Source organism: Nocardia sp. NPDC051570 (assembly GCF_044454005.1).
In the GTDB taxonomy this organism is placed as follows: Bacteria; Actinomycetota; Actinomycetes; order Mycobacteriales; family Mycobacteriaceae; genus Nocardia.
Genome location: NZ_JBITDI010000005.1, coordinates 1 through 22,468 on the forward strand (window position 1 = coordinate 1; position 22,468 = coordinate 22,468).

Genomic DNA, 22,468 nt, shown 5'->3' on the forward strand with positions numbered 1-22,468 from the left:
CAGAGACACCGTCGCCGAGCGGCTGACCGAATACCTCGAAGCCACCGCCCAGGAGAGGGCCGCCTGATGGCGCGCGTCCGAGGCTTCATAGACACCGACGTGTATGAGGAGGCGAAGAAGCGGATGCATCGCGTTTTCGACCTGTTCGACACGGTCATGGTTGCGTTCTCGGGCGGCAAGGACTCCCTTGCCGCTCTGCACCTGGTGCGCGAGGTCGCGCTGGAGCGCGGCGACACCCGGCCCCTCAAGGTCGTGTTCCGGGACGAGGAGCTGCTCCCCGATCAGGTCATCGAGTTCGTCAAGAAGTACCGGCAGCTCGAGTGGATCGATCTGCGCTGGTACTGCGTGCCGTTGGAGTCGACGAAGTACATCCTCGGCCAGTCCACCCGCTACATCCAGTGGGACCCGAGCCGGGAGCACATGCGGCCGGTGCCGGAGTGGGCGCTCACGCCCGAAAAGCTGGGCCTGCCTGCTGATTTGGTGTTGGACCAGTACACCGCCGACACCGTCGTCTCGCGCGGCGAGAAGGGCAAGGTCGCCATGGTGACCGGCGTGCGAGCCGCGGAGTCCATCATGCGATTCAACGCCTTGAAGGCGAAGCTGCACGACAACTACATCAACGCCACCAAAGACCCGCGCGTCATGACCGTGAAGCCGTTGTTCGACTGGCAAGAGAACGACATCTTTCGGTACTTCTACGACCAGGGCATCCTGTACTGCCCGATCTATGACTCGCAGGTGCTTTCCGGTACGCCGCTGCGGGTTTCGACGCCGCTGCACGCGGAGTCGGCGAAGACGTTTGGCCGGCTGCGGGCCTACGCGCCAACGTTCTACGAGCAGGTGATCTCGCTCGTGCCGGAAATGGCTGTGCAGGAACGCTATTACGCCGAGCTGGACCGCGACGCGCTCATGCAGCGGTACGGGCAGTCGCTCGACGGCGTGCAGGCGTACGTCGAGGAGACGATCACCGACGAGGCGCAGCAGAAGAAGGCGCTCACCGTACTCCGGCGGATCCGGATCACGGCCGCTCGCAACCCGGCCGCCTACCCGCCCGACCACGTTTTCAAGCAGGTCATGGCCGGTGCCTACAAGCGCACCATCACCCCGCTGACCAAGGCCGACCAGAAGAGAAGGGCCGCCAAGTGAGCAACACCGAAGGTCTCCCCCGCCTGGCGCCGACCCCGGCGGGCGAGAACCCGATCGACCACATCCAGTGGATCCCGGCCGACACCCTGGACCCGAACGTGTGGAACCCCAACAGGGTTCACAAGCCGGAGCTGCGGCTGTTGGAGCGGTCGCTACTGCATACCGGCTGGATTCAGCCACTCATGGTGAACCCGGACCGCATCATCATCGACGGCTTTCACCGTTGGCGGCTGTCTCAGGACTCCAAGTTGGTGCGGCAGCGGTGGAGGGGCCGCGCCCCGGTCGCCGTGCTCGATGTCGATAAGCCAACAGCCATGCTGATGACGATCCGCATCAACCGTGCGAAGGGCTCGCACGCCGCCGTCGAGATGTCGGTCATTGTGCGCGAGCTGCTCGACACCTTCCACATGGACCCTGACCAGGTCGCGGCCGAGATCGGTGGCACTCGAACGGAAGTCGACCTGCTTGCCCAGGATGACGTGTTCACAGCACGGAAGATCAATGAGTGGGCGTACTCGCCGGCCTGGTACCCGAAGGAGTCCGCCGCGTGAGCCGCTTCGACAGTGCCGAGCACCTGTACGACTGGCAACGGTCCGGCCGATTCCCGCGCATTCATGACGACATCTACAACCTGATCCGCTCCGAGGTGTCCCCCGCGGACGGCCCAGTGCTCGATCTCGGCTCCTCCACCGGCCTGCTGGCGCGGCGCCTGTACCAAGCCCAATTCGTGGTTCACGCCGTCGAAGCCGACGCCACCGCGATCGACGCCGGACGCACGGCGGGCACCTACGGGCCGAACGTGCCGGTGCGGCATTGGATGCTTACGCCCGGCCAGATGCCGGAGTTCGGCGAATTCTTGCGCGAAAACGGCGTGACAGTCGTTGTGGCCCGGCGAGTGTTGCCAGAGTTGGACAATGCGGGAGTGACGCCCGGACTGTTGGGTGCGACGCTGACGAAAGCTGGTGTGCGACATACGTTTCTGGAAGGACGTGCCCCTCGGCAGGGTTCGAGACACAGGCTAAGCTCAGTTAACGACGAGATTGCTGAACTCGGTGAGCGCTGGCAGGCAACGACTTTCGACGGAAAGCATCGCGTTTACCTGACATTGAAGGAGTAGCTCTGCCATGGGGATGTCCACATACAACGGTTTCGACGGCGAATACCGGCAACGGGTCCAGGACGAACTCCACGCGATGTGGACATCCGGCCTGTGGGAACCTCCGTCGGAATGCGCCGTATGCGCGCAGACCGACGGCGCGATTCACGGCCACCTCGAGGACTATTCACGGCCGGAAACATATGTACCGCTGTGCATCACCTGCCATCTCATTCTGCATATGCGGTTTCGTCAACCGGACCTGTGGAATGAGTACACCGCCTGGGTTCGCGCCGGGCACCGACCCGACCCCCAGACGCAACGCGGCGGCTTCTACGCCATCAAGAAGCGATACCTCGCCGGGCAATCCGAGCATTGGCCCGGCCGGAAGGTGAATCCGATCCGGCGAGCAACATATCTCGATGCCCTCGCACCCGTGAGGTTCGTCCACCCGAATGCGCCAGCCGGCCAACTGCTTTGAGAGGTGATCCCGCTGCCTGCCGTATCCGATGCCTTGTTGTCCGCCTTCGCGCGAGACCTGCGACGCATTCCGGAGCTGTTCGACCAGCTGGACGTGACGATCACTAGAACTGATGTCACGCGCCCTCGCTGCGAGGGATCGGCAGGCAGTGGGCATGACCGCCCGCTGATCCTCAACGACCGCGCCAGTGAGCAGCGCCGTGCACTGTTACGTGTCCTGCGCTACGCCGCTACCCAGGTGCCGTACGCGCCACGCACGCTAACGCCACGAGATGCTGCGCTTGCCATCCTCGATCAGCTCCCACTCATCAATCGCGGAACAGGAGCGGAGTTCTGGGTCCGCTCGGTCATGTGTGAGATCACGAAGGCATGGGGAGCCGTGGACGCTCCTGCCGACCTTCGGTTCTCGGGTTACTGCTTCGATTGCGGGGCTCCTGTCTCCGCGCCTGAACACCTGCGTACGGTGCCGTGCCGAATGTGCGGGCGAGAGCATGAGGCGGCCGAGTATCGCGCCTGGATGTGGCAGGAAGCGCAACAGGTTTCGGGCACAGCAGCCGAGTTGGCACGGCTTCTACCGCATTTCGACAGGGCGCCGATCAAGGAGTCGACGATCTCAAAGTGGCACCAGAGCGGCAAGTTAGCAGGTCACACCGAAGCGGGTGTCACGGTGTTCCGTCTCGGTGACGTCTTGGTACTGCATCGTGCTCAAGGCGTGCGAACGCGGCCAGTGCCGTTCTCGGCCTAGACGAGTAGGGAGTGGCTCGTCTGCAGGGCTGTCGAAACTAGTGCCGTGTCCAGACAGGTTGGTGCGGTAACCGAGAGGTCGTCTCAGTAGCCGTGGCCCGGGTTCGGAGCTGCGGCAACCTATTTGAGCGCGTACGTGGTTTTTCTGCTGGCTGGATAGCCGCCGGTGATGAACGAGTACTACTTCGGGTTGTTGATCGAGCGAATGTATTGACGATCGGAACGACGCCGATGGTGACGAGCTGTTGCACGATCTTGATCGAACTGGCAGCAAACTCACAGAGTCCAGTCGAATCGCGCATTAGCGTGACAAGGGTCACATACGGGGAGGGATTGCTAAAAGGAAACCATCATGAGCATCACTCGACTCATCGCCCTGCTCGGCGGCCCCGTCCTCGTCGCAGGGATGGCGCTGGCAACGGCCGGACCCGCACAGGCCGACACTGTCGACGATTGCCCGCCGGGCCTCGCCTGCGGATACAGCGGCAACGTCAATGTGCCTCCCACTGTCCTCGCAGCGGAGCCCAGGAACAACATCAAGAGCGGCCAGCGGAACACCGGACAGACTCAGAACATCGACAGGTTCGTCAACAATACCGATCCGTACTACACCTCATGGGGTAACTTCGTGCTCTCGATCCCGGGTGTGCTCTGCGTGTACGTGCCCGACACCACCGACGAGCAAGCACCGGACACCGTGGAGACGACCGGCAGCGATGATGCGGCGATCGACGCGGTTCAGTTCGGCCAAACCGCAGCAGAGGCCGATGCAATCTCGGTCGTAGCCCTCAGCATGTGCGGCTGACAACACACGCCGCGTGGGTGGGTCGAAAAGTTCGGCTCACCCATCGGCACGCCCCAGAGGCAGGGGCGAGCAACCGTTTTCACCGCGCGAACTCTTGGTTGTGCGCTTCGGCCGGACGCTGAACGTGACCTTCGATCATGTAGGCGTCGGTGTGGCGGGTCGCCGAACAGGTAAGCATGGGCTTCGCGCGCTTTACCGACCGTATGCGGTGATTCTCGATCGGCCGCCAACGTTGCATCTGGTTGAGGGCGGCATCCTCGATCTTGCTTTGCCTCCGTCGAATTCGAGTGCCACCACAACCACCTCCGATGGCAGCATCACCGCCTGACTGGACACGATCAACTCGACACTCGGTTACCGCACCAACCTATCTGGACACGGCACTAGAAACCTGCGGACTATTGTTTCTTTTCTCTAGAGGAACTTCTTTCCCGACTGCTCGTCGTTTGACCGAAGAAGTATCCGAGAATCAACAAGAATGCGTTTGCAAAAATGTCCGGCATTTGAGTGTGCGTGAACGTCGCAAAAATCAGCGTCAGGGTTATCAACCCGAGCAGTACCGCGCCGATAAGCACAGCAGCAGGTTCCCGATCCAATAGCGACTTGCGCATATTCCATTTTCGTTCTTGAAGTTCGACGCGGCGCATTTCTGTGTTAATTTCCACCTCTGCGCGCGAGCGTGCTTCACGAGAGACCTCCTCTTGCCTGCCCTCGATCTCGGACAGTAGCCCCGATAGTTCCTGACGCAAACTGGGGTCTTCTACCTTTTGCTCAATCGCATCCTTAAACTCGTCCATTTGTTCCCGCTGCGACAGCTCTGCTATTCGTGCGGTAATATAACTCTCTCGATGCAGGAGCAATCGAAGCAATGTGAGCGAGTTGTAGGGGTCGTCTGCGTACTCCGAAGGAAAGCGCAAGCCGTCTGGGTAGCCGACAAGGAAGTCTTCAAGTTTCCGCAGAGAGCGTTTCAATTCCGGTAGCGATTGAGTCTCGATGTCACGGATCGCAAACCCTTCCGTTTTACAATAAAAATCGAAGATCTCCTTTGTTGCATCGCTAGCGCCGGAATATGACCCCATCCCTGCATCTCCTTCGCGGACTTGCCAGTGCTAGGGCTAATGGTAGCGCTCTGGGCTGACACTGGTTGGGTATTGTGTTCTCCTGCCAAATGTGGCACTGCATAGCGCACCTCTGAGAAGACCTGCCTCTCCGGCGAGGAGCAGGGTTGCTAGAGGCCAGTTCGTTCTCCCCGGCTATGTGGCGCCGGAGGCGGCAGACCAATTCGATGAATACGCCAGACCGGAGGAGCATGCGCCGCGCCGGTCTGCTGCGGCTGAGGTTCAAAGATCGTGATCCATCAGGAGCGCAGGAGGCTCGTCGTCTTCGTTGGCCGAGGGTTTCGATTGCCGTCGAGTCTCGGGGAAGCTGAGACGCGTGTCCTTGTTCATCTGCCCGATGGCACGGATGATCTTCTCCCGCTCCCGGGGCTTCGTATCCTTGAGCGCATCGCGGAAGGTGAGATAGCGGAACAGCGCGGCAGTGAAGGCGACGGCCGGGATGCTAACGGCGGCGAATGTCGTTGAGTCCATCAAGTTCTGCGCCCTCTCCCTGACCGAGTGAGGGCACGGGGCAGCCTGGGCTCGGCCAGAACGTATGTACGGTCTGGCTAAACCAAGGTCCGGCCCCGGCTAAGCAGGATCTTGAGATGTCGTAGCAGTTAAGCAAATTCGCTGACACTAGGTCAGCGACAAACCAGTTCCAGCATCCCTCAGCCGGTGGGGAACACCAGAGGCCCTTCTCCGTTGCACCGATAGAAGGGCTGTCGCCAAACGCTGGTCAAGGTACCGATAAGCCTGTGGCTATGCAACTTTCGTCAAGCCCCATTGCTACACGACTGGCCTGGCGAACAGCTGAGTTAAACTCAGATTGGTCAGTTGCTTCGCAGTCCGCACGCCCGGACAGTGCTTGTGTCGGCCGCCAGGTTCTATGCGCCGCAACCGGTTAGGCGCTGCTGATGAATCTGCCCGCGGGTCGGCCATCGAGTAGCGTTCATCGCATAAATAGGTTGGCTCAGGAGTGCCGTTCGGGAGCGTTGGCGGCAGCGCCCGAGCCGTGGCCCAGCCCAACTCGACAACATCGTGAGGGACCAGAGACCTCAGACTCACTCATTTAGATGGCAGAATGCCCCGAACCTGAATCAGTCCGGGGCATTCTGGTTTCAGTCACCTATTGCGTATCCCTTCGATCCAGCGGCCCCAGATTTGCCGGGATTTGGTTGCGACCGTGCGGTTCTCGGCCTGCGGTTCCGCAGGCTTCGGCCCGAACTTTTCTTCATTCTCGGCCAGGCATTCATTGCACGTGTGGTGCATATCGCCACAGTCGTCTTCCAGGGCGTGGTCTTCAATCCAGTAGTCGGCGGCGTGGGAACGGCCAGCTGCGCGCAGAAGTGCCGCTAGGGCCTCGACTTCGGTGCACTGCAAGGTTGTTGCGACCGCACGCGAAACGTCGCCCTTGGCGAACATCTCAGCGAATTCGTCTGCGACGTAACTCAGTCTGATATTTGATCGCATTGTTGGTCCCTTTCGCTTCAGGGTGGCGGCCCCGTTGGTTGACGATCACCGATCGTACATTAGATTGATGCACTTCCCAAGCAGGGTTAACAGGTTGGTGATGCACGACTCAATCACCCTCTCGGTTTAGCGGAAATACGGGCATTCACTTAATATGCAATCGCACAGACGGCCGCCACCGTCCAACCGAAAGGAACCACAGATGCCTAACCTCAATACCCGCCTACCCAGCCTTCCCAGCCTGTTCATTCCGCGACCGACCAGCATCGCCGAATGGCATCAGCGGCTTGACGAGCGGTACACAGTGGCCCTGGAAGTAGCCGACAATACTGCCGCGATGGCGGAACGTTTCGTCAGCCTCGGCCACTACGATGCTGCGCAGTCTCTCTTCGACGAGGCCACCACCTACTTCGAAGAAGCCAAGGCCATCGCGTCGATGCGCCTGCCCTGGACCAACACGTCCAACTGCTCGTGACTCCAATTCCGCAGTGTCGCAGAGTCGCCGATAGACTTCAGCCGTCGGCGTCGTGCATCCACACCACGCACGCCGGATAGATCCGAGGGCAGCAGCAGGCGAGATAACGCCGCGCGCCCTCAGCAGACGCCCACGCTCCCAGCGCCCCTTGCTGGTCGCAGCGTGGGCGTCTCGCTTCCTCGCCCCTCCCCCGGCAGGCCGCCCCCGCACACATTCTCAACGCTGATTGGCGGATGAGGTCCGGCCGCCACGGGGATGGGCGAGGGCGGCCAGCTCACACGGCGCGGCCCCCGATCCGGCCGCCAGGTGCGCCCGGCGTACGGCAAGGAGGCACTCAAGGTGCCAGGCAAGAGCAAGACCAGCCCCGCATCCATCGACAAACGCAAACGCATGGCGCAAGCGCTTCAGCTGCGCGAGACCGGAGCGAGCTATCGGCAGATCGCGAAGGCCCTCGACATATCGACGTCGACCGCGCACGCGTACGTCGATGAGGCGATGAAGGAACTGACCCGCGAGCCCGCGGAGTCGCTACTCCAGCTCGAACTATCTCGCCTGGACGCGATGCTGCTCGGCATCTGGCGACAGGCATCTCGCGGCGACTTACAGGCGATCGACCGTGCGCTGAAAATCATGGAGCGCCGCACGAAGTACACCGGTCTCGACCAGCTGGCCGCGCTGAAGATGGCGCAGGACGGCAAGGACATGCCCGCCGTGGACGCGTGGCTGGACGCGATGCTCGGCAGCGGCGCCAGCGACCTCGACGACCTAGGCATGGCGGCGTGACCGCGATCCGGCCGCTCGTCGGCAAACAGCGTCTCGCCGTGGCGAACTCGACCGCCCGCCTGAATGTGTACGAAGGCAGTGTCCGCTCATCGAAAACGATCTGCTCGCTGATCGACTGGATCCGCTACTGCCGCAAGGGACCGTCCGGCACGCTGCTCATGACCGGCCGCACCGAGCGCACGATCATCAACAACCTGATCCTGCCCATTCAGGACATGCTCGGTCCGGGCCGCGTTTCGATCAACCGGGGCAACGGCACCGTCAACATCTGCGGTCGCACAGTGATTCTCGTTGGTGCGAACAATGAGGCAGCCAGGACGAAAATTCAGGGCCTCACCCTGGCCGGGGCGTACGTCGATGAGGCGCCAACGCTGCCCGAGAGCTACTGGAACATGCTGTTCTCGCGGCTTTCGGTACCGGGCGCGCAGATGTTCGCTACCGGCAACCCGGAGTCGCCGCGCCACTGGTTCAAGACGCAATGGCTTGACCGGGCGAAGTTCTGGATTCAGGACAACGGCAGTATCCTGGACCGCCGAGCCGACTACGCGCGACTCCGAGCCGGCGATCCGGACCGGCCCTTGGACCTGCATCGGTTCACGTTCATCTTGGACGACAACCCGAACCTCGACCCGGACTTCGTCGCTTCGCTGAAATCCAGCTATACCGGCGTCTGGTACCTCCGATTCGTGCTGGGCAAGTGGGTCGTCGCCGACGGCGCGGTCTACTCCGCGTTCGACGAAGCGAAACACCGCATGCCTTACAAGGAGCTTCCGCCGATGTCGCGGGTGCTGGCGCTGGGGATCGACTATGGCACAACGAATCCGACCGCCGGAATCGTGCTCGGCCTCGGCCCGGACGGGCGGCTGTACGCCATCGACGAATGGTCGCCGCCGCGCGGCACCGATGCGGAACTGTCTGCGGCTCTGTCGGAATGGCTGCGCGACACCAAGCACGAACCTGAGTGGGTGTTCGTCGACCCAGCTGCGGCGAGCTTCAAGCTTCAGCTGTACCGCGACGACACTGCCCGCGTCGCCGACGCCACGAACGAGGTGATCGACGGTATCCGTACCGTGGCGGCGCTGTTCTCCACGGGGCAACTGCTCATCTCCGATCGCTGCGAACGGCTGCTGACCGAGATCCACGGCTACGTCTGGGATTCGAAGCAATCGGAGAAGGGCATCGACAAGCCGATCAAACTCGACGACCACTTCGTCGATGCTCTCCGCTATGCAGTCGTGTCCTCGCAATTCAGCTGGTTCTCACAACTTCTGACCCCGATTCTCTCAGCCAAGGAGGCAGGGTAGACATGCCGTTGCCTAACGCCAACATGCCGTGGCCGCCGCGCCACCTCGCGCCCGCATTCCAGATGTTCGCCACCTGCCAGGTGTGGTGGGAAGGCGACGCCGAAAAGCTGTCCGCAAACCACGGCGAGCCCACCCGCTCGGGCATCGGCGGCACACTGCGCGATCGGATCAAGCGCCTGTTCTGGGGCACCAAACCCGATGTGTCGAACCAGATTCGGCAGATCCACATCCCGGTAGCCGCCGACATCGTGCAGACCGCCGCGTCGCTACTGCTGCCCGACCCGATCGCCTTCCGCGTGGCGAAGGATGACGAGGACGCCAACGACGAGGCGCGCGAGCGGGTCGACAAGATCCTGAACTCACCGCAGATGCATTCGGCGATGCTGCGAGGCGCGGAATCCGGTTCGGCGCTGGGCGGCGTGTACGCGCGGATTGTGTGGAACGCGGCGGTCAAAGACCACGCGTGGCTGGATTTCGTGGACGCCGATCGGGCCGCGCCTGAGTTCATCTACGGGGAGCTGGCTGCGGTCACCTTCTGGGAAGTGATGGATCAGAACGAATCTGAGGACCGCGTCCTGCGGCATCTGGAGCGGCACGAGCCCGGGTACGTCGAATACCACTCCGACGGCACCGAAACGCAGGTGTACGGGCGCATCTACCACGGACTGTACGAAGGCACGGCAATCACTCTCGGCCGCCAGATCGACCTGACCGAACACCCTGAGACCAAGGGGATTCCGGTCCACGAAGAGGGCTACGTCGACACCGGCACCGCCGGCCTGACCGCTTTCTACTTCCCGAACGCGTTGCCCAACCCGGTCTTTCGAGGCAAGGGCACCCTCCAGCACTTCGGCCGCTCCGATATCGGCGATCCTGCCGTCATCGGCTTGATGGACCAGATCGACGAAACTTATTCGTCGCTGGCGCGGGACGTGCGCCTGGCCAAGGCCCGGCTCATGGTCTCCGAGCACCTGCTGGAGGTGAAGGGGCCGGGCAAGGGCACGATGTTCAACGTCGAGCAGGAGGTGTACGAGAAAGTCGGCGGCGTCCCGAACGGAACCCCGGTCATCGAGGCGCACCAGTTCGCGATCCGGGTCGACGACCATCTCCGCACCGGCGAAGGGTTCCTGCGCGCGATCCTGCGGCGAGTCGGATTCTCCCCGTATACGTTCGGGCTGTCCGACGATTCCGGCGCTGCCATGACCGCGACCGAGGTCGACGCCAAGAAGGACGCCACCACCGCGACATTCAAGACCCGCTCCGGCATCTGGAAGGCAGTTCTCGCCCGCGCCACTCGCACGCTGATCGAAGTGGACGCCGCCGTGTTCGACACCGGCGCGACGCTCGGACAGGAACTCGAAGTGCGCTGGCCGCCCGCCGCCCGGCAGTCGCTGCTGTCCATGGGGCAGACCCTCCAGGCGATCGAGTCCGCGAAAGCGGCATCGACGGAATGGAAGGTCCGCTACCTGAATCCGGACTACGACGACCAGCAGGTTGCCGATGAAGTCGCACGGATTCTCGACGAAGGCGCAGTCGCCGACCCGCTCACACTCGGCCCGGATCAGCCATTCCCCGAACCCGATCCGGCCGAGGACGCCGACGAGGTGGACCCCGAAAACGACACCGAGGACGACGGCGAGGAGCTGCCGTTCGCTGCATAACGGAAGGCGGCCTGCCCATGGCATTCGAGCCCGCCGCCGTCGCGGGACTGCAAGACGGAGTCGCCCAGATCTACGCCGACGCCGAGGTGCAGTTGCTCGCCCGCGTCGCCAAGGCGATCGAGAAGGGCATCGATACCCCGCAGTGGGTGAACGTGCAGCTCAGCGAAATCAGCCGACTATCCAAGGAGGCCCGCGGGTTCCTGCTGGCGCTCGATCCTGTCGTCGCAGAGCAGATCGAAGCGGCTCTCACGTCCGCACACGCAACCGGCATCGCTGCCGCCGACGGTGACATTCCCGGACCGCGATCCAGTACACCCGCCCCGATTGTGTCGCAAGAGGCTGTCGCCGCACTCGCAGCCGAAACCACCGCGGCTGTCGTCGGCACGCATTCGCAGATCCTGCGATCGACGATCGACGGCTACCGGCAAGTGGTCGCCGAGGTCGCGGGCCGCATCGTTACCGGTGTCGGAGACCGCCGGGATGCCACTCAGGCGGCGCTGGACAGATTCGCCGCCCGTGGCGTGACCGGATTCCGCGACAAAGCTGGACGCAGGTGGCGGCTCGACACCTACACCGAAATGGCCGTTCGCACAGCGGCACTGCGCGTTTTGAAACAGGGTCATACGGACCGGCTGGTGCAGCGAGGCTACGACTTGGTCGTCATCTCCTCGCACCCGCGGCCCGCGCCGCAGTGCAGGCGATTCGAGGGCCGCGTCGTCTCGCTCACCGGCCGCACCCCGACCGGGAAGGTAGAGACTACCTCGCCGCTGACCGGCGCGGCAGTCTCCGAAACGGTGGTCGCGACGATGAGCGAGGCGGAGGGCGCCGGCTTGCATCACCCGAACTGCAAGCACACCCACACGTTGTGGGTGCCGGGCGCGCCTCGCCCGAGAATCGAGCCGTACGACGAGCAGAATTACGCCGACGAGCAGAAGCTTCGCCGTCTGGAACGGTCAGTGCGAGAAGCGAAACGGCAGCAGGCCGCCGCGATCACCTCGGCCGCGAAGAAGGCGGCGGCCACGAAAGTCCGTGCGCGCCTATCCGTGGTCCGTGATCACATCGACCGGACCGGCGTCCCGCGCCGCCCGCACCGCGAGCAACTGCGCAACGGCGACGCAGGCAACGCGCACACCCTGACGACGCTGACCCGCAACTCGAACCCACCCGAGCTCGAGATCCCGGCCGCGATGCCGGTTCGGACGGTGGTGTCGAAGTTGACGCGCCGCAAGCGCGAGTTGGAGCACCTGGACGACCGGCAGCTTGCCGATCTCGCCGAGAAGGCCGTCACCGATTTCGACATGGACCTCCTCGATCGCATCGAGGCCGAAGACCGGCACCGAAGCAAGCTGGTCGCCAAACGGGCGGAGAGGTGGGCCGGGTACGAGCGCAACTACGACGAGCTCATGACCGAAGGCTGGGACCACGAATCCGCGGTCGAGAAGGCATACGGCATTTCGGTGAAAACCCAACGCTCGCAAGCGGCTATCTCGATGCTGCGCGGGCAAGGGTACGAGGGGAAGTCGTTCAACGACCTGGCCCGCCACGCGTTCAAGGACCACGCCTACCAGCATTGGTTGCGCGCTGAAGAGGCGACGAACGGCTACATGCTGAGCAAGGCCGGGCAGGCCGCCGGTATCGATCCACGCTCGCTATGGTTCGGGAACGCCAAGACCGCCGAGAAGTACGCTTCGGAGGAGCTGCGCGCCTACTGGGACCAGCACGGTCGCCCGACGCTCGATGAGGTCAAAGCCGACCTGCTCGACCCGCAGCAGGCTGACCGGATACGAAGTGCAAGAGGAGATTTCCTGCGATGAGCGGCCACGACCTCTACCGCGCCTATCAGGAGGGATTGGCGGCGGCCGGTGAGGTAGGTGCGGTGAACCCGTACGTCCCCGGCGCGCCCGGCACTGCCCGCGCGCTGCTGGCGAACATGTGGTTGCGCGGGCGGCTCAAGCACGCGTTGGAAGTACCCGACGACACCTAGAAGCAACGCCATACTTCGATACAGCTGAATGCTGTATCATTGGCTGTATGACGAAGTTGACCATCACAATGCCGGACGAGCTGGCTCAGGCCGTGCGCGATTCCGCTGACGGCAATGTGTCCGAGTACATCGCCCGCGCGGTCCGTCAGCGCCTCCTCGAAGAGGACCTGCGCACCCTCGCCGAATTCGACGCCACCCATGCCCAGCCCGAGCTGGCCGATCAGTTCCCGCAGGAGTTCGGCGAGTGACCTACCCGGCCATTACGCAAGGTCAACTCTGGAAGGCCGTCAGCCCTGTCGGAGCGGACGAGGCGACCGTCGTCATCCTCGAAGCCCTGCCGGGAATGCTCGGCCGCCGCAGACTCCTCGCTGCACGAGTCCGCCCCGACCGGGAAGTGCCGTCGGCGATGAAGCTGCTCACCGTTCCATTGGACGAGGGTTTGGTCATCGCCGCCTACGACATCGCCGCATTCGACAAGGGCTGGCTCAAAGAGCCGTCCGGCCAGCTCACCACCGCCCAATTGGACCGCCTAAAGGTCGCTCTCCGAGCACGATTCAACCTCTAACTACGCAGACCATCAAGGCCCCTGGCACGCGCTGGGGGCCTTTTTCGTGCGCTCACCCGGCGTGAGCGTGCTCTATCAACCAGCACCCCAGGAGGGTCCGCAATGACCACTGCCCCGAACGCTCCCGCCGAGGTCGAAACGACTCCAACCATGCGCACCGAACCCGATGAGGCTGCCGACGCTGGCGCCTCTGACGGTGCACAGGGCGGCGAACAGGTTTCGGACGACGCCAGCACCCCGGAGACCGACGAGAGCGCGACGGATGAGCCGAAAGGCAGCCAGGCCGACGATCCACGGTTGCGGTCCGCGCGCAACGACGCCGCCAAGTACCGGACCCGTGCAAGCCAGGCCGAGAACGACCTGACGTCGTTCAAGCAGCAGGTCGGCAAGTTGTTCGGGTTCGTCTCCGAAGACGAGGCCAACGACCCGAAGAAGCTGACCGGCCAGCTCAAGTCAGCAGTCCAGGAAGCAAACGGCGCCCGTGTCGAACTGGCCGTCTACCGAGCCGCCGGTAAGGACATCGACGCAGATGCCTTGCTCGACTCCCGCGCCTTCGCCTCGGTGGTATCCAAGATCGACCTCACCGCCGACGACTTCACCGCCCAGGTGGCCGCCGAGATCACCAAGGCCGTCGAGAAGAACCCGAAGCTCCGCCTCGCCCCCGCAATCGAAGCCCCGAAGCCGCCCAAGCGGTCCGGCTCCGACACCAGCTCCGGTAAGGGCGAGAACTCCGGGCAGCTCACCTACGCGCAGTACCAGGCCCTTACTCCGGCCGCCCGCGCGAAGGCAGTCAAGGAAGGCCGAGCGAACCAGATCCTCGGCCGCAAGTAACCCCGCCGCACACATTCAAGGAGTGGCCGCATGGCTATCAATTTCATCCCCGAATTCTGGTCTGATCAGGTCCTCCTACCCTTCGAGGCCGACCTGGTTTTCGGTCAGCCCAAGGTTGCGAACCGCAAGTACGAGGGCACGATTCGAGAGAAGGGCGACACTGTCCACGTCTCGTCCATCGGCGATCCGACCGTCAAGAAGTACGACAAGAACACCGATCTCGAGATCGAGGACCTGTCGGACAGTGAGACCGCGATGGTCATCGACCAGGGCGACTACTTCGGCTTCCGCGTCAACGATGTCGACAAGCTCCAGTCGGCCGAGAACTTCGACGACCCTGCCACCGCCCGCGCTGGTTACAAGCTTCAGAATCAGGTCGACCTGTTCCTGTACAACCAGCTCAAGGCCGGTGTTCTCCCCGCCAACAACCTGGGCCGCATCACAGTGACCGAGGCAGAGCCCGAGAAGGCTACAGCCGGTCAGCTGAGTTTCTACCGCGTCGCCGTCAAGCTGCGCGAGAAGCTGGACCGCGCTTCGGTTCCCAAGACGGGCCGCTACCTAGCGATCCCGCCCGAGCTGCTGTCGCCGCTGCTGTTGGACGCGCGCTTCATCAACGCCGAGAAGCTGGGCAACGCTGGCCCGCTGCTCAACGGCACCGTTGGCAGGATGGCTGGTTTCGACATCCTGGAATCGAACAACATCAACAAGGTCGGCGGCATGACTGCCGCCAAGGACGACTACGTGGTCGTCGCTGGCATTTCCGAGGCGCTGTCGTTCGCCAACCAGCTCTCCAACGTCGAAACGCTGCGCGCCCAGAATCGATTCGCTGACATCGTGCGTGGCGTGAACATTTACGGCGGCAAGGTATTCCGCCCCGAGGGTCTGGCCTCTGCTTCGGTGCTGCTGGCCCCGCCGGCCTAATCCACCGCCTGGAGCGGCGCGCCCCCAGACTGCTGATACCAGGTTGAGGGCGCGTTACCAGCCGTATCCGAGAAGGGGTTTCGTGCTCACCTACGCCACTGTCGACCAGCTCGCCGAGCACGTCACGGCGACCCAGCTCGACCAGCTCGCCGTCGGCGACGCCGCCCGCTACATCCAGGCGGCCACACAGATTGTGCGGACTGCCACGAAGAACGACCTGTACGACGTGACCCCGGCCGGTACGCCGACGGACCCGATCCTGGCGGGCGCGCTGGCCGTCGCAACCTGTGCGCAGGTACGCGAGTGGATCCGCAACGACATCAACCCGCTCGCAGGTGCGGCCGGTCTCACCCCGACCGTCACCTCCGCATCCACCAACGGCTCATCGGTCAGCTACAACGGCACCGAACAGGCCGCCTCACGCGCCCGGCTGCTGGCCGAGCTGGCTGACACCGCCCGCACCGAGCTGCGCAATGCTGGGCTCGCCTCCTCGATGGTGGCCCGGCGATGAGTGACCCGCTCGCGATGTTCTGGCGCCACTGGATATTGGTGCGCCGCTACGTCGGCAACGGTGCGGCCGAACCGGAGTACGAAACGCCGACCGGCGAACGCTGCAACATTGCCGCCAAGCGGCAGGTTGTGCGCGACGGCAGCGGCGACGAGGTCACCTCGTCGACCTCGGTCGTCTTCCCGTCGACCGTCGCTGCGATCCCGCCCGGCTCGGAGCTGACCTTGCCCGCTGAATTCGGTGGAGGCACCGCAGATGTTCTCTCCATCTCCGTGTCTCACGCTGGCCCGCCGTTCCCGGACACCCAAGTCGTCTACCTCGAATAGAAGGAGCCCGCGCGATGGCACTGTCGATGCGATGGGACGGCGAGCAGGTTTCGGCCGCTGCCCGCGAGGGCCTGGAAGCCGGACTGTTCGAGGCGGCGGAAATTTTACTCGCGCAGGCGAACGCGCTCGTCCCGATCGAAGAGGGCACCCTCCAGAACTCCGGAACCGCTGAAGTCCGTGACGGCAAAGCGCGCGTGGGTTATTCCACGCCGTACGCGACGCGCCAGCATGAGGACCTGAGTCTCCGGCACGCGAACGGCCGCACCGCGAAATACTTGGAGAAGCCGCTCAACCAGTTCGGTCACGAGCTGGAAGCCATTGCACGAGCGGCCATTACCCGGCGGCTCGGGTCATGAGCACCGACACCGGCCGGTTCGTCGATGCCCTGGCCCGCTACCTCCACAGCGCCGGTATGGCCCGCTACCAGCCGGTCGGCACATACCCCGACGGCGATATCCCGGCAGTGTTCTTCAACCTGCTGCCCGCGAAACCGGAAGCGGCACTGGCGATCACCGTGTACGACGAGCAGTTCGACCGCGACGACCACAACCCGGACCTCTACGTCCAGCTCCGCTGGCGCACCGCCGGGAAAGACCCGCGCACCGTCGACCTCACCGCCGACGCCGCCAGCCGCATACTGCACGACCAAACACACCTGACCTTCTCTGGTGGCGTGCGAGTGCTGCTGTGCCGCAGGAAGGTTCGCGGGCTCACAATCCCCGATTCCAATGGCCGCTACGAGCGCGCCGACTCCTACGTTTTCACCCTCAACCCAGGAGGCACGACCCCGTGACTACTCTCCAGGCTCCGAACTCTGCGGGTATGTCGACCGCGCTCGCCCGCGACTACGCCGTCCAGATCGACATCAACTACGGCACCGAAAAGGCCACCCCCGAGTGGGTGTTCGTCATGGGCCTGAACAAGGTGTCGCCGTCCAACGACATCACCTTGCAGGACGACGGCGATATCCACTCCAACGGTCGCAAGTCGCAGATCGCGACCGCTATCGGCGAGAACCTGGAAATCGCCGGTCTGAGGAAGGGCAACCTCGCGGCTGGCTTCATCGCCGATCCCGGGCAAGAGAAGCTGCGCCTGCACGGCGAGGAAATCGGTGCCGCGAACACCGCGCACGTCCGCTACTGGCGCACCGACGGGATCGACGAGGCCAAGGAAGGCTACTTCGCCGTCAAGTGGGTCTCCGCTGCCGAGGACAAGGAGGGTCTGTACGGCTTCACGTGCTCCTTGACCGGTAAGGGCCAGCTCAAGAAGATCACCAAGCCGATCGCGCCGACCACGAAGACCATCACCCTGCCGACCTCGACCGGCGGCACCTTCACCGTCACCGTGGACGGCCAGACGTCGACCGGTATCGCGTACAACGCGACTGCGGCTGCCGTGAAGACCGCGCTGGAGGCGCTGTCGACTGTCGGCGCGGGCAAGGCCGAAGTGACCGGAAGCACGGGCGGCCCCTACACCGTCGGCTTGCCCGGCACCGCGACGACCGTGACAGCGTCGGGCTCCAGCCTGACTCCGCCCGGCAGCACCGTCACCGTCGCCTAACAGAGAGGCACGCATCGTGCAGGAATTCGACGAGTTCTTCGACCCGGCCCTGTATCTGCCGGTGCGCGACCACCAAGTACGCATCGGCGCCCCTTCCGCGTGGGACGGGCTGCGGTTGCGCAAGCTCCTCGCCGACCTCGACGCGCTCACCCCCGAAGTGGAGCGCGGCGAGGTGCGACGGCTGCTCGGGGACGCATGGGACGAACTCGATCAACTCGGGGCAGACTCGACCGTCGTCGCGCTGGCCGGGCGTGCCGCACTGCTGCATTTCGGCAAGAGCCCGGATGCCGCGGCGGCGTTCTGGAACGGGGAGATCGACCCCAACGGCGACAGCGAACCTGGTATTGCCGTGGATGATTCAGCGCCGGGCTACCTCGGCGCGGACGATCCCGGCGGAGGCCCGATCGACCCGGCAACCGGCCTGCGCGCCTGGTTCAACCCGCCGGAGCTGGCTCCGATCAACGCCACCGCCCCCACCCTCACATGGAGTGAGGTGCTGGCGTGCTGGAGCGAGATCGAACTCGACATGCACTCCATATTCGGAGTAGACGTCAATTCCGGTGTGCTGCACGAACGTCCGTGGCGCTGGCTCGAGGTGCGGATCCGTGACCTCGCCAGCACGCCCGGCACACGGCTACACCGCGCAATCCTTCCCCCTACCGTGTGAGGACTACACCTATGGCCGCGCTGCGCGACCTCTCCGAGTTCTACGACCCGGACCTCTCGCTGCCGATCGGCGGCGTCATCTACAAAATCAAGAGCCCCGGCATCAGCGAGGCCGACCGGCTGCGACTGCTCATTCTCGACGAAACACTCTCCGCCGCACAGGAATACGAGGAAATCCGTAAAATCCTGGGCCCGGCCCGCGAAGAAATGGCACGTAACGGCGTGCCCGACACGATGGCGATGCACGCAGGCCGCACCGCGTTGCTGCATTTCGGCGGCAGCCCCAGCCTGGGCCGCGTCAACTGGCAGTTCGCCCAGCTCGCCGACTTTGTCGACATCCAAGCGGTTCTCGACTCCTCCACGGCCGATGACGAGGCGGAAGCCAGTCGCGTCGAATAACTTTGAACGGAGCCGCACATGGAAACACGGGTCGGCGGCATCTATGCCGAACTCTCCCTTGACGACTCCCGCTTCCAGCGCACCCTCAACCGCGCTGAGCAGGGCTTCACAGGCCTCCGTAGCGCTGCCGAACGGGCCGCCGGTCAGGTCGACCGCAGCTTCAGCAATACCGGCTCCGGCATCGAACGAGGCGGGCTCGGTGCCCGCAACGCTGCCCGTGACGTCCAGCGTGTCGGCGACGCCGCGCAGAACGCTGCCCGCGACGTCGACCGCATCGAACGATCCGCGGGGCAGGCCGCCAACGCAACTCGCCGCATCGACCTTCCTGCCGGCCTGGCACAGTCGGCGTCTCGCGCTTCCGACGCGCTGGGCAGGCTGGGTGAGCGCGCCTCCGGTATGGCATCGGCTGGCTCATCGATGGGTGACTCGTTCGTCGGCGGGTTTGCGGGCAAGCTCCAAGGCCTCGGCGGCAAGGGCGGCCCCATTGCCATGGCGCTGGTCGGTGTCGCGGGCGTCGGTGTCGCGGCCGGTGCCGTGCTGGCTGGCGCTATTGCCGACGGGATGCAGATGGAGAAGGACGCCGCCCTCATCCAGGCTCGTCTCGGTGTGTCAGACGAAACCATGACCGTCATCGGCACCGCGGCTGGTGATGCGTTCTCGACCGGCTGGGGCGAGTCGGTCACCACCAATATGGAAGCTGCGCAGGCAGCGATCGAATCTGGCTTGCTCAACGGCACCGAAACCGCCGGACAGATGCAGCCGGTGATCGAAAAGCTGACCGTCGTCTCCGACCTTCTGGGGGAGGACATTCCGAGCGTCGCCCGGTCCGCCGGTCAGGCCATCAAGAACGGCATCGCCAAGGACGGCACAGAAGCCTTCGACCTGTTGGTCAGGGCCCAGCAGAACCAACTGAACGTTTCACACGATCTGCTCGATTCGTTCGACGAATACTCGACCGAACTTCGCGCGCTGGGACTGGTCGGTGCGGAAGGGTGGGCGCTCGTCGCGCAGGGCGTGAAGGCCGGTGCCCGCGATACCGACGTCGTCATCGACAGCCTCAAAGAGTTCAAACTCCGCGTCACCGACGGAACCGCGGAAGGCGCAGCAGGCTTCGACAAGCTAGGCGTCTCCGCCGCGGATGCGCAGAAGGCCATGGCTTCCGGCGGCGAGGCAGCACGCGACATGATGGCGCAGCTGCTCCGCGGGCTCCAGAAGCTTGAGGACCCACAGGACCGCTACAACGCTGCCCTCGCGCTGTTCGGAACCAAGTTCGAGGACATCCAGGGTGCGGCGTTCGCGCTGAACCTCGATACCGCTGTCCAACAGTTCGGGGATGTCGCTGGCGCCGCTGACAAGGCAACGCAGACAATCGGCGACACCACCGCGCACCGATTCGAGGCCGCCAAGAATTCCATTACCTCCGCGATGGATGATGTGAAGTTCTCCATCGCCGAGGCGTTCGGGCCGACCTTGCAGCAGGCCGCCGACTGGGTCTCGGTCCACAGGCCGGAGATCATCTCGTTCTTCACGCACCTGGCTGACGCCGGGCTTGCCTGCCTGGACGGGCTGATCACTTTCGGCTCGGGTGCGCTGCGCATGTTCGCGACCCTGCAAGAGGGCATCGGCGATTCGATGGGCAAGGCGCTGGATGTGCTGGGCGGGTTCTCGTCCAAGCTGGGCGGCATCATCAAGCACATTCCAGGCATGAGGGGTGTCGGCGAGGCCATCGAGGGCGGCGGCAACGCAGCCCAGTGGTACGGCCAGCAGATGGACCAAGCCGCGGATCGCGCACGCGCGCTCGCCGACAAGCTCGACCCGGCCAAGCCATCCATTGATTCGATACGCGAGTCGGTCCGTTCGGCAGGCGAACAGGCTTCCGGCGCAGCGGAAATGACTCGTCTGCTCGGTGGCGCGATCTCGGACATCCCTGACGGCCGCACGGTCACGGTCACCGCGCTGACCGATGAGGCGAAGCGCAACCTGGAAGCGTTCGGCTTCAAAGTCGAGAACCTGCCAGACGGCACATCAACCATCGTCGCGCAGACCGACCAGGCGCAGAAGGTCCTCGACCAATTCATCGCGCATAACAGCGACCGCAAGATCACCACATACACGACGAACGAGATCCGCGACGTCCGCGTGCAGGCAACGCGGAATGTCGGCCTCGACCCAAGCGACGGTCTCGTGCAGGGCCCGATCACAATGCCCGACGGCACGAACCGCGCCGCAGGAGGCGTCGACCTCGATCGGTATGCGGACGGCAAGCTGCCCGACACCGCTGAAATCAAGCCCGCCACAGGCCGATTGGTGCAGTGGGCGGAGCCGGAAACCGGCGGCGAAGCGTTCATCCCGCTCGCACAGTCGAAGCGATCCCGCTCGATGAACATCCTCTCCGACGTGGCGAAGCGGTTCGGCTACGATCTGCTCCGGTTTGCCGACGGCGGAATCACGGTCGGAACGGTCGGCCAGAACGGGCTGGCCGGTGCCACCGCGTACGCGAACACGATGGCCGGAACACCGTATGCGCTGGGCGGATTCGGTCCTGACGGCATCGACTGCTCGGGCTTGGTCTCGGCGGTCGTCAACAAGGCGATGGGCCGCTACGCCTACGACTCGCGCATGTCGACTGGGTCCGAGGGCGCATGGCTGACCAATCTCGGCGCACAGCTGGGCAAAGGCGCCGCGGGAACTCTGCGGCTCGGCTGGACCACGCAGGGCGCGGCGGGCGGTCACACGGCCGGAACCTTCCCTGACGGAACGAATTTCGAGTCCAACGGCAACCAGGGCGTCGTCATCGGCGGCAAGGTCGGAGCGGACGATCCGATGTTCACCGATCACGCCTTCTTCCCGTTGGGCGGCGACGCAGGCACAGCCGCGGGCGTCCCATCCACGCTGACCGGCGCGGACGGCAGCGCCTCGCCCGCGGCGAGCACACCAACCGATGCCAGCGTGACCGCCACCGACGGCACCCGTGTCTACGTCACGAACTGGCCGGATTCCCTGGGCGGCAAGACAACCGAGCGGACACCACTGGCCAGCTTCTCGGCACGGTTCTTCGCCAACGGTTCAGAGAATCACGTCGCGCAGATTGCCAAGGGCGGCGACATGCGGGTGTGGGCTGAGCCCGAGACCGGCGGCGAGGCGTACATCCCGCTGTCGGCCGCGAAGCGGGCACGCTCCACCGACATCCTGCGCAAGGTCGCCGACCGGTTCGGATTCTCCCTCAGCCCGTACGCCAACGGCGGTTTCGGTGGTGTGGGCAGCTCCGGAGACGGCGGCGTGCACACCGGCTCGTGGACGGTCCTCACCCAAGGCGATCAGGGCGATATCCCGTTGTCAACCCCCGGCAAGTCCGGCGGGCTCAACGGCGTCGCTCAGGACGCCTACCGGGCGGTCAGCTTCCTGGTCGGCGGCGCGCTCGCGCTGCGGTCCGGCTGGGACGAGGACGGCAGGTTCGTCGGCTTCGACACCAGCAACACGGCCATTCCCGGGCTGGACGGCCAGCTGGAGGAGCTGGGCACAAAACTCGACGAGATCGTCGCAGCGGCCCAAAAACCCAACCCCGTAGAGGTTTCGGTCGACATCGACTCCGGGGCACGCACCGCGAACATCAACATCACTCAGCTGGGGCTCTAGGGCTCCAG

At 64.3% G+C, this 22,468-nt stretch carries 27 protein-coding genes; 24 read left to right on the top strand and 3 right to left on the bottom strand.

What is annotated here, in order from left to right; genetic code table 11:
• The first annotated feature begins 66 nt into the window (after positions 1-66).
• The 6 genes from ACIA76_RS13300 (at position 67) to ACIA76_RS13325 (ending at position 4,271) form a co-directional block, all read left to right on the top strand.
• Entirely contained in the window at positions 67-1,146 is a 1,080-nt protein-coding gene (locus ACIA76_RS13300) for a phosphoadenosine phosphosulfate reductase family protein (RefSeq protein WP_397152000.1), read from the top strand.
• Positions 1,143-1,697, top strand: coding sequence for a ParB N-terminal domain-containing protein (locus tag ACIA76_RS13305; RefSeq protein WP_397152002.1), 555 nt, complete (start codon positions 1,143-1,145; stop codon positions 1,695-1,697). Before ACIA76_RS13300 ends, ACIA76_RS13305 begins: the two co-directional genes overlap by 4 nt.
• A complete protein-coding gene (locus tag ACIA76_RS13310) occupies positions 1,694-2,263 on the top strand; it encodes a class I SAM-dependent methyltransferase (RefSeq protein WP_397152004.1) in 570 nt (189 codons plus the stop codon). Before ACIA76_RS13305 ends, ACIA76_RS13310 begins: the two co-directional genes overlap by 4 nt.
• Before the next feature lie 7 nt (positions 2,264-2,270).
• Positions 2,271-2,723: a hypothetical protein gene (locus ACIA76_RS13315; protein ID WP_397152006.1), complete on the top strand. Its 453-nt coding sequence runs from the start codon at positions 2,271-2,273 to the stop codon at positions 2,721-2,723.
• A 3-nt stretch (positions 2,724-2,726) separates the two neighbouring features.
• Entirely contained in the window at positions 2,727-3,467 is a 741-nt protein-coding gene (locus ACIA76_RS13320; protein WP_397152008.1) for a hypothetical protein, read from the top strand.
• 351 nt (positions 3,468-3,818) lie between these two features.
• Complete coding sequence (locus ACIA76_RS13325) at positions 3,819-4,271, top strand: hypothetical protein (protein ID WP_397152010.1); 453 nt, start codon at positions 3,819-3,821, stop codon at positions 4,269-4,271.
• A 398-nt stretch (positions 4,272-4,669) separates the two neighbouring features.
• Here the strand turns inward: ACIA76_RS13325 and ACIA76_RS13330 are convergent, their stop codons facing one another.
• From ACIA76_RS13330 to ACIA76_RS13340, 3 genes are all read right to left on the bottom strand, one after another.
• A complete protein-coding gene (locus tag ACIA76_RS13330; protein WP_397152012.1) occupies positions 4,670-5,350 on the bottom strand; it encodes a hypothetical protein in 681 nt (226 codons plus the stop codon).
• Positions 5,351-5,611: 261 nt separating this feature from the next.
• Entirely contained in the window at positions 5,612-5,860 is a 249-nt protein-coding gene (locus ACIA76_RS13335; protein ID WP_397152014.1) for a hypothetical protein, read from the bottom strand.
• 633 nt (positions 5,861-6,493) lie between these two features.
• Positions 6,494-6,841, bottom strand: coding sequence for a hypothetical protein (locus ACIA76_RS13340; RefSeq protein WP_397152016.1), 348 nt, complete (start codon positions 6,839-6,841; stop codon positions 6,494-6,496).
• Positions 6,842-7,043: 202 nt separating this feature from the next.
• Between ACIA76_RS13340 and ACIA76_RS13345 the strand changes: the two genes are divergently transcribed.
• The 18 genes from ACIA76_RS13345 to ACIA76_RS13430 all read left to right on the top strand — a co-directional run bounded on the left by ACIA76_RS13345 (position 7,044) and on the right by ACIA76_RS13430 (position 22,460).
• Entirely contained in the window at positions 7,044-7,316 is a 273-nt protein-coding gene (locus ACIA76_RS13345; RefSeq protein WP_397152018.1) for a hypothetical protein, read from the top strand.
• A gap of 255 nt (positions 7,317-7,571) precedes the next feature.
• A complete protein-coding gene (locus ACIA76_RS13350; protein ID WP_397152020.1) occupies positions 7,572-8,099 on the top strand; it encodes a helix-turn-helix domain-containing protein in 528 nt (175 codons plus the stop codon).
• A complete protein-coding gene (locus ACIA76_RS13355) occupies positions 8,096-9,403 on the top strand; it encodes a PBSX family phage terminase large subunit (protein WP_397152022.1) in 1,308 nt (435 codons plus the stop codon). The genes ACIA76_RS13350 and ACIA76_RS13355 overlap by 4 nt, the downstream gene beginning before the upstream one ends.
• 2 nt (positions 9,404-9,405) lie before the next feature.
• The gene (locus ACIA76_RS13360) at positions 9,406-11,064 is read left to right on the top strand and encodes a hypothetical protein (protein ID WP_397152024.1); all 1,659 of its coding nucleotides are present in this window, start codon (positions 9,406-9,408) and stop codon (positions 11,062-11,064) included.
• A gap of 17 nt (positions 11,065-11,081) precedes the next feature.
• Complete coding sequence (locus tag ACIA76_RS13365; protein ID WP_397152026.1) at positions 11,082-12,878, top strand: phage minor capsid protein; 1,797 nt, start codon at positions 11,082-11,084, stop codon at positions 12,876-12,878.
• Complete coding sequence (locus ACIA76_RS13370; RefSeq protein ID WP_397152028.1) at positions 12,875-13,048, top strand: hypothetical protein; 174 nt, start codon at positions 12,875-12,877, stop codon at positions 13,046-13,048. Before ACIA76_RS13365 ends, ACIA76_RS13370 begins: the two co-directional genes overlap by 4 nt.
• 47 nt (positions 13,049-13,095) lie before the next feature.
• Positions 13,096-13,296, top strand: a complete 201-nt coding sequence (locus ACIA76_RS13375) for a hypothetical protein (RefSeq protein ID WP_397152030.1) — start codon at positions 13,096-13,098, stop codon at positions 13,294-13,296.
• A complete protein-coding gene (locus tag ACIA76_RS13380; RefSeq protein WP_397152032.1) occupies positions 13,293-13,613 on the top strand; it encodes a hypothetical protein in 321 nt (106 codons plus the stop codon). The genes ACIA76_RS13375 and ACIA76_RS13380 overlap by 4 nt, the downstream gene beginning before the upstream one ends.
• Positions 13,614-13,715: 102 nt before the next feature.
• Positions 13,716-14,444: a hypothetical protein gene (locus ACIA76_RS13385; RefSeq protein ID WP_397152034.1), complete on the top strand. Its 729-nt coding sequence runs from the start codon at positions 13,716-13,718 to the stop codon at positions 14,442-14,444.
• A gap of 30 nt (positions 14,445-14,474) precedes the next feature.
• Positions 14,475-15,365 carry a hypothetical protein gene (locus tag ACIA76_RS13390; protein WP_397152036.1) on the top strand — a complete coding sequence of 297 codons (891 nt, stop codon included), beginning with the start codon at positions 14,475-14,477 and terminating at the stop codon, positions 15,363-15,365.
• A gap of 82 nt (positions 15,366-15,447) precedes the next feature.
• Positions 15,448-15,876, top strand: coding sequence for a hypothetical protein (locus ACIA76_RS13395; RefSeq protein WP_397152038.1), 429 nt, complete (start codon positions 15,448-15,450; stop codon positions 15,874-15,876).
• Positions 15,873-16,199 (top strand): hypothetical protein, encoded by a 327-nt coding sequence (locus tag ACIA76_RS13400; RefSeq protein ID WP_397152040.1) that lies wholly within the window; start codon positions 15,873-15,875, stop codon positions 16,197-16,199. The genes ACIA76_RS13395 and ACIA76_RS13400 overlap by 4 nt, the downstream gene beginning before the upstream one ends.
• Before the next feature lie 14 nt (positions 16,200-16,213).
• Positions 16,214-16,555: a hypothetical protein gene (locus ACIA76_RS13405; protein ID WP_397152042.1), complete on the top strand. Its 342-nt coding sequence runs from the start codon at positions 16,214-16,216 to the stop codon at positions 16,553-16,555.
• A complete protein-coding gene (locus ACIA76_RS13410) occupies positions 16,552-16,992 on the top strand; it encodes a minor capsid protein (protein WP_397152044.1) in 441 nt (146 codons plus the stop codon). The genes ACIA76_RS13405 and ACIA76_RS13410 overlap by 4 nt, the downstream gene beginning before the upstream one ends.
• Before the next feature lie 29 nt (positions 16,993-17,021).
• Positions 17,022-17,759 (top strand): phage tail tube protein, encoded by a 738-nt coding sequence (locus ACIA76_RS13415; RefSeq protein ID WP_397152046.1) that lies wholly within the window; start codon positions 17,022-17,024, stop codon positions 17,757-17,759.
• A 16-nt stretch (positions 17,760-17,775) separates the two neighbouring features.
• Positions 17,776-18,426: a hypothetical protein gene (locus ACIA76_RS13420; RefSeq protein WP_397152048.1), complete on the top strand. Its 651-nt coding sequence runs from the start codon at positions 17,776-17,778 to the stop codon at positions 18,424-18,426.
• Positions 18,427-18,437: 11 nt separating this feature from the next.
• Complete coding sequence (locus tag ACIA76_RS13425) at positions 18,438-18,824, top strand: hypothetical protein (RefSeq protein WP_397152050.1); 387 nt, start codon at positions 18,438-18,440, stop codon at positions 18,822-18,824.
• An 18-nt stretch (positions 18,825-18,842) separates the two neighbouring features.
• Complete coding sequence (locus ACIA76_RS13430) at positions 18,843-22,460, top strand: phage tail tape measure protein (protein ID WP_397152052.1); 3,618 nt, start codon at positions 18,843-18,845, stop codon at positions 22,458-22,460.
• Positions 22,461-22,468 lie beyond the last annotated feature (8 nt).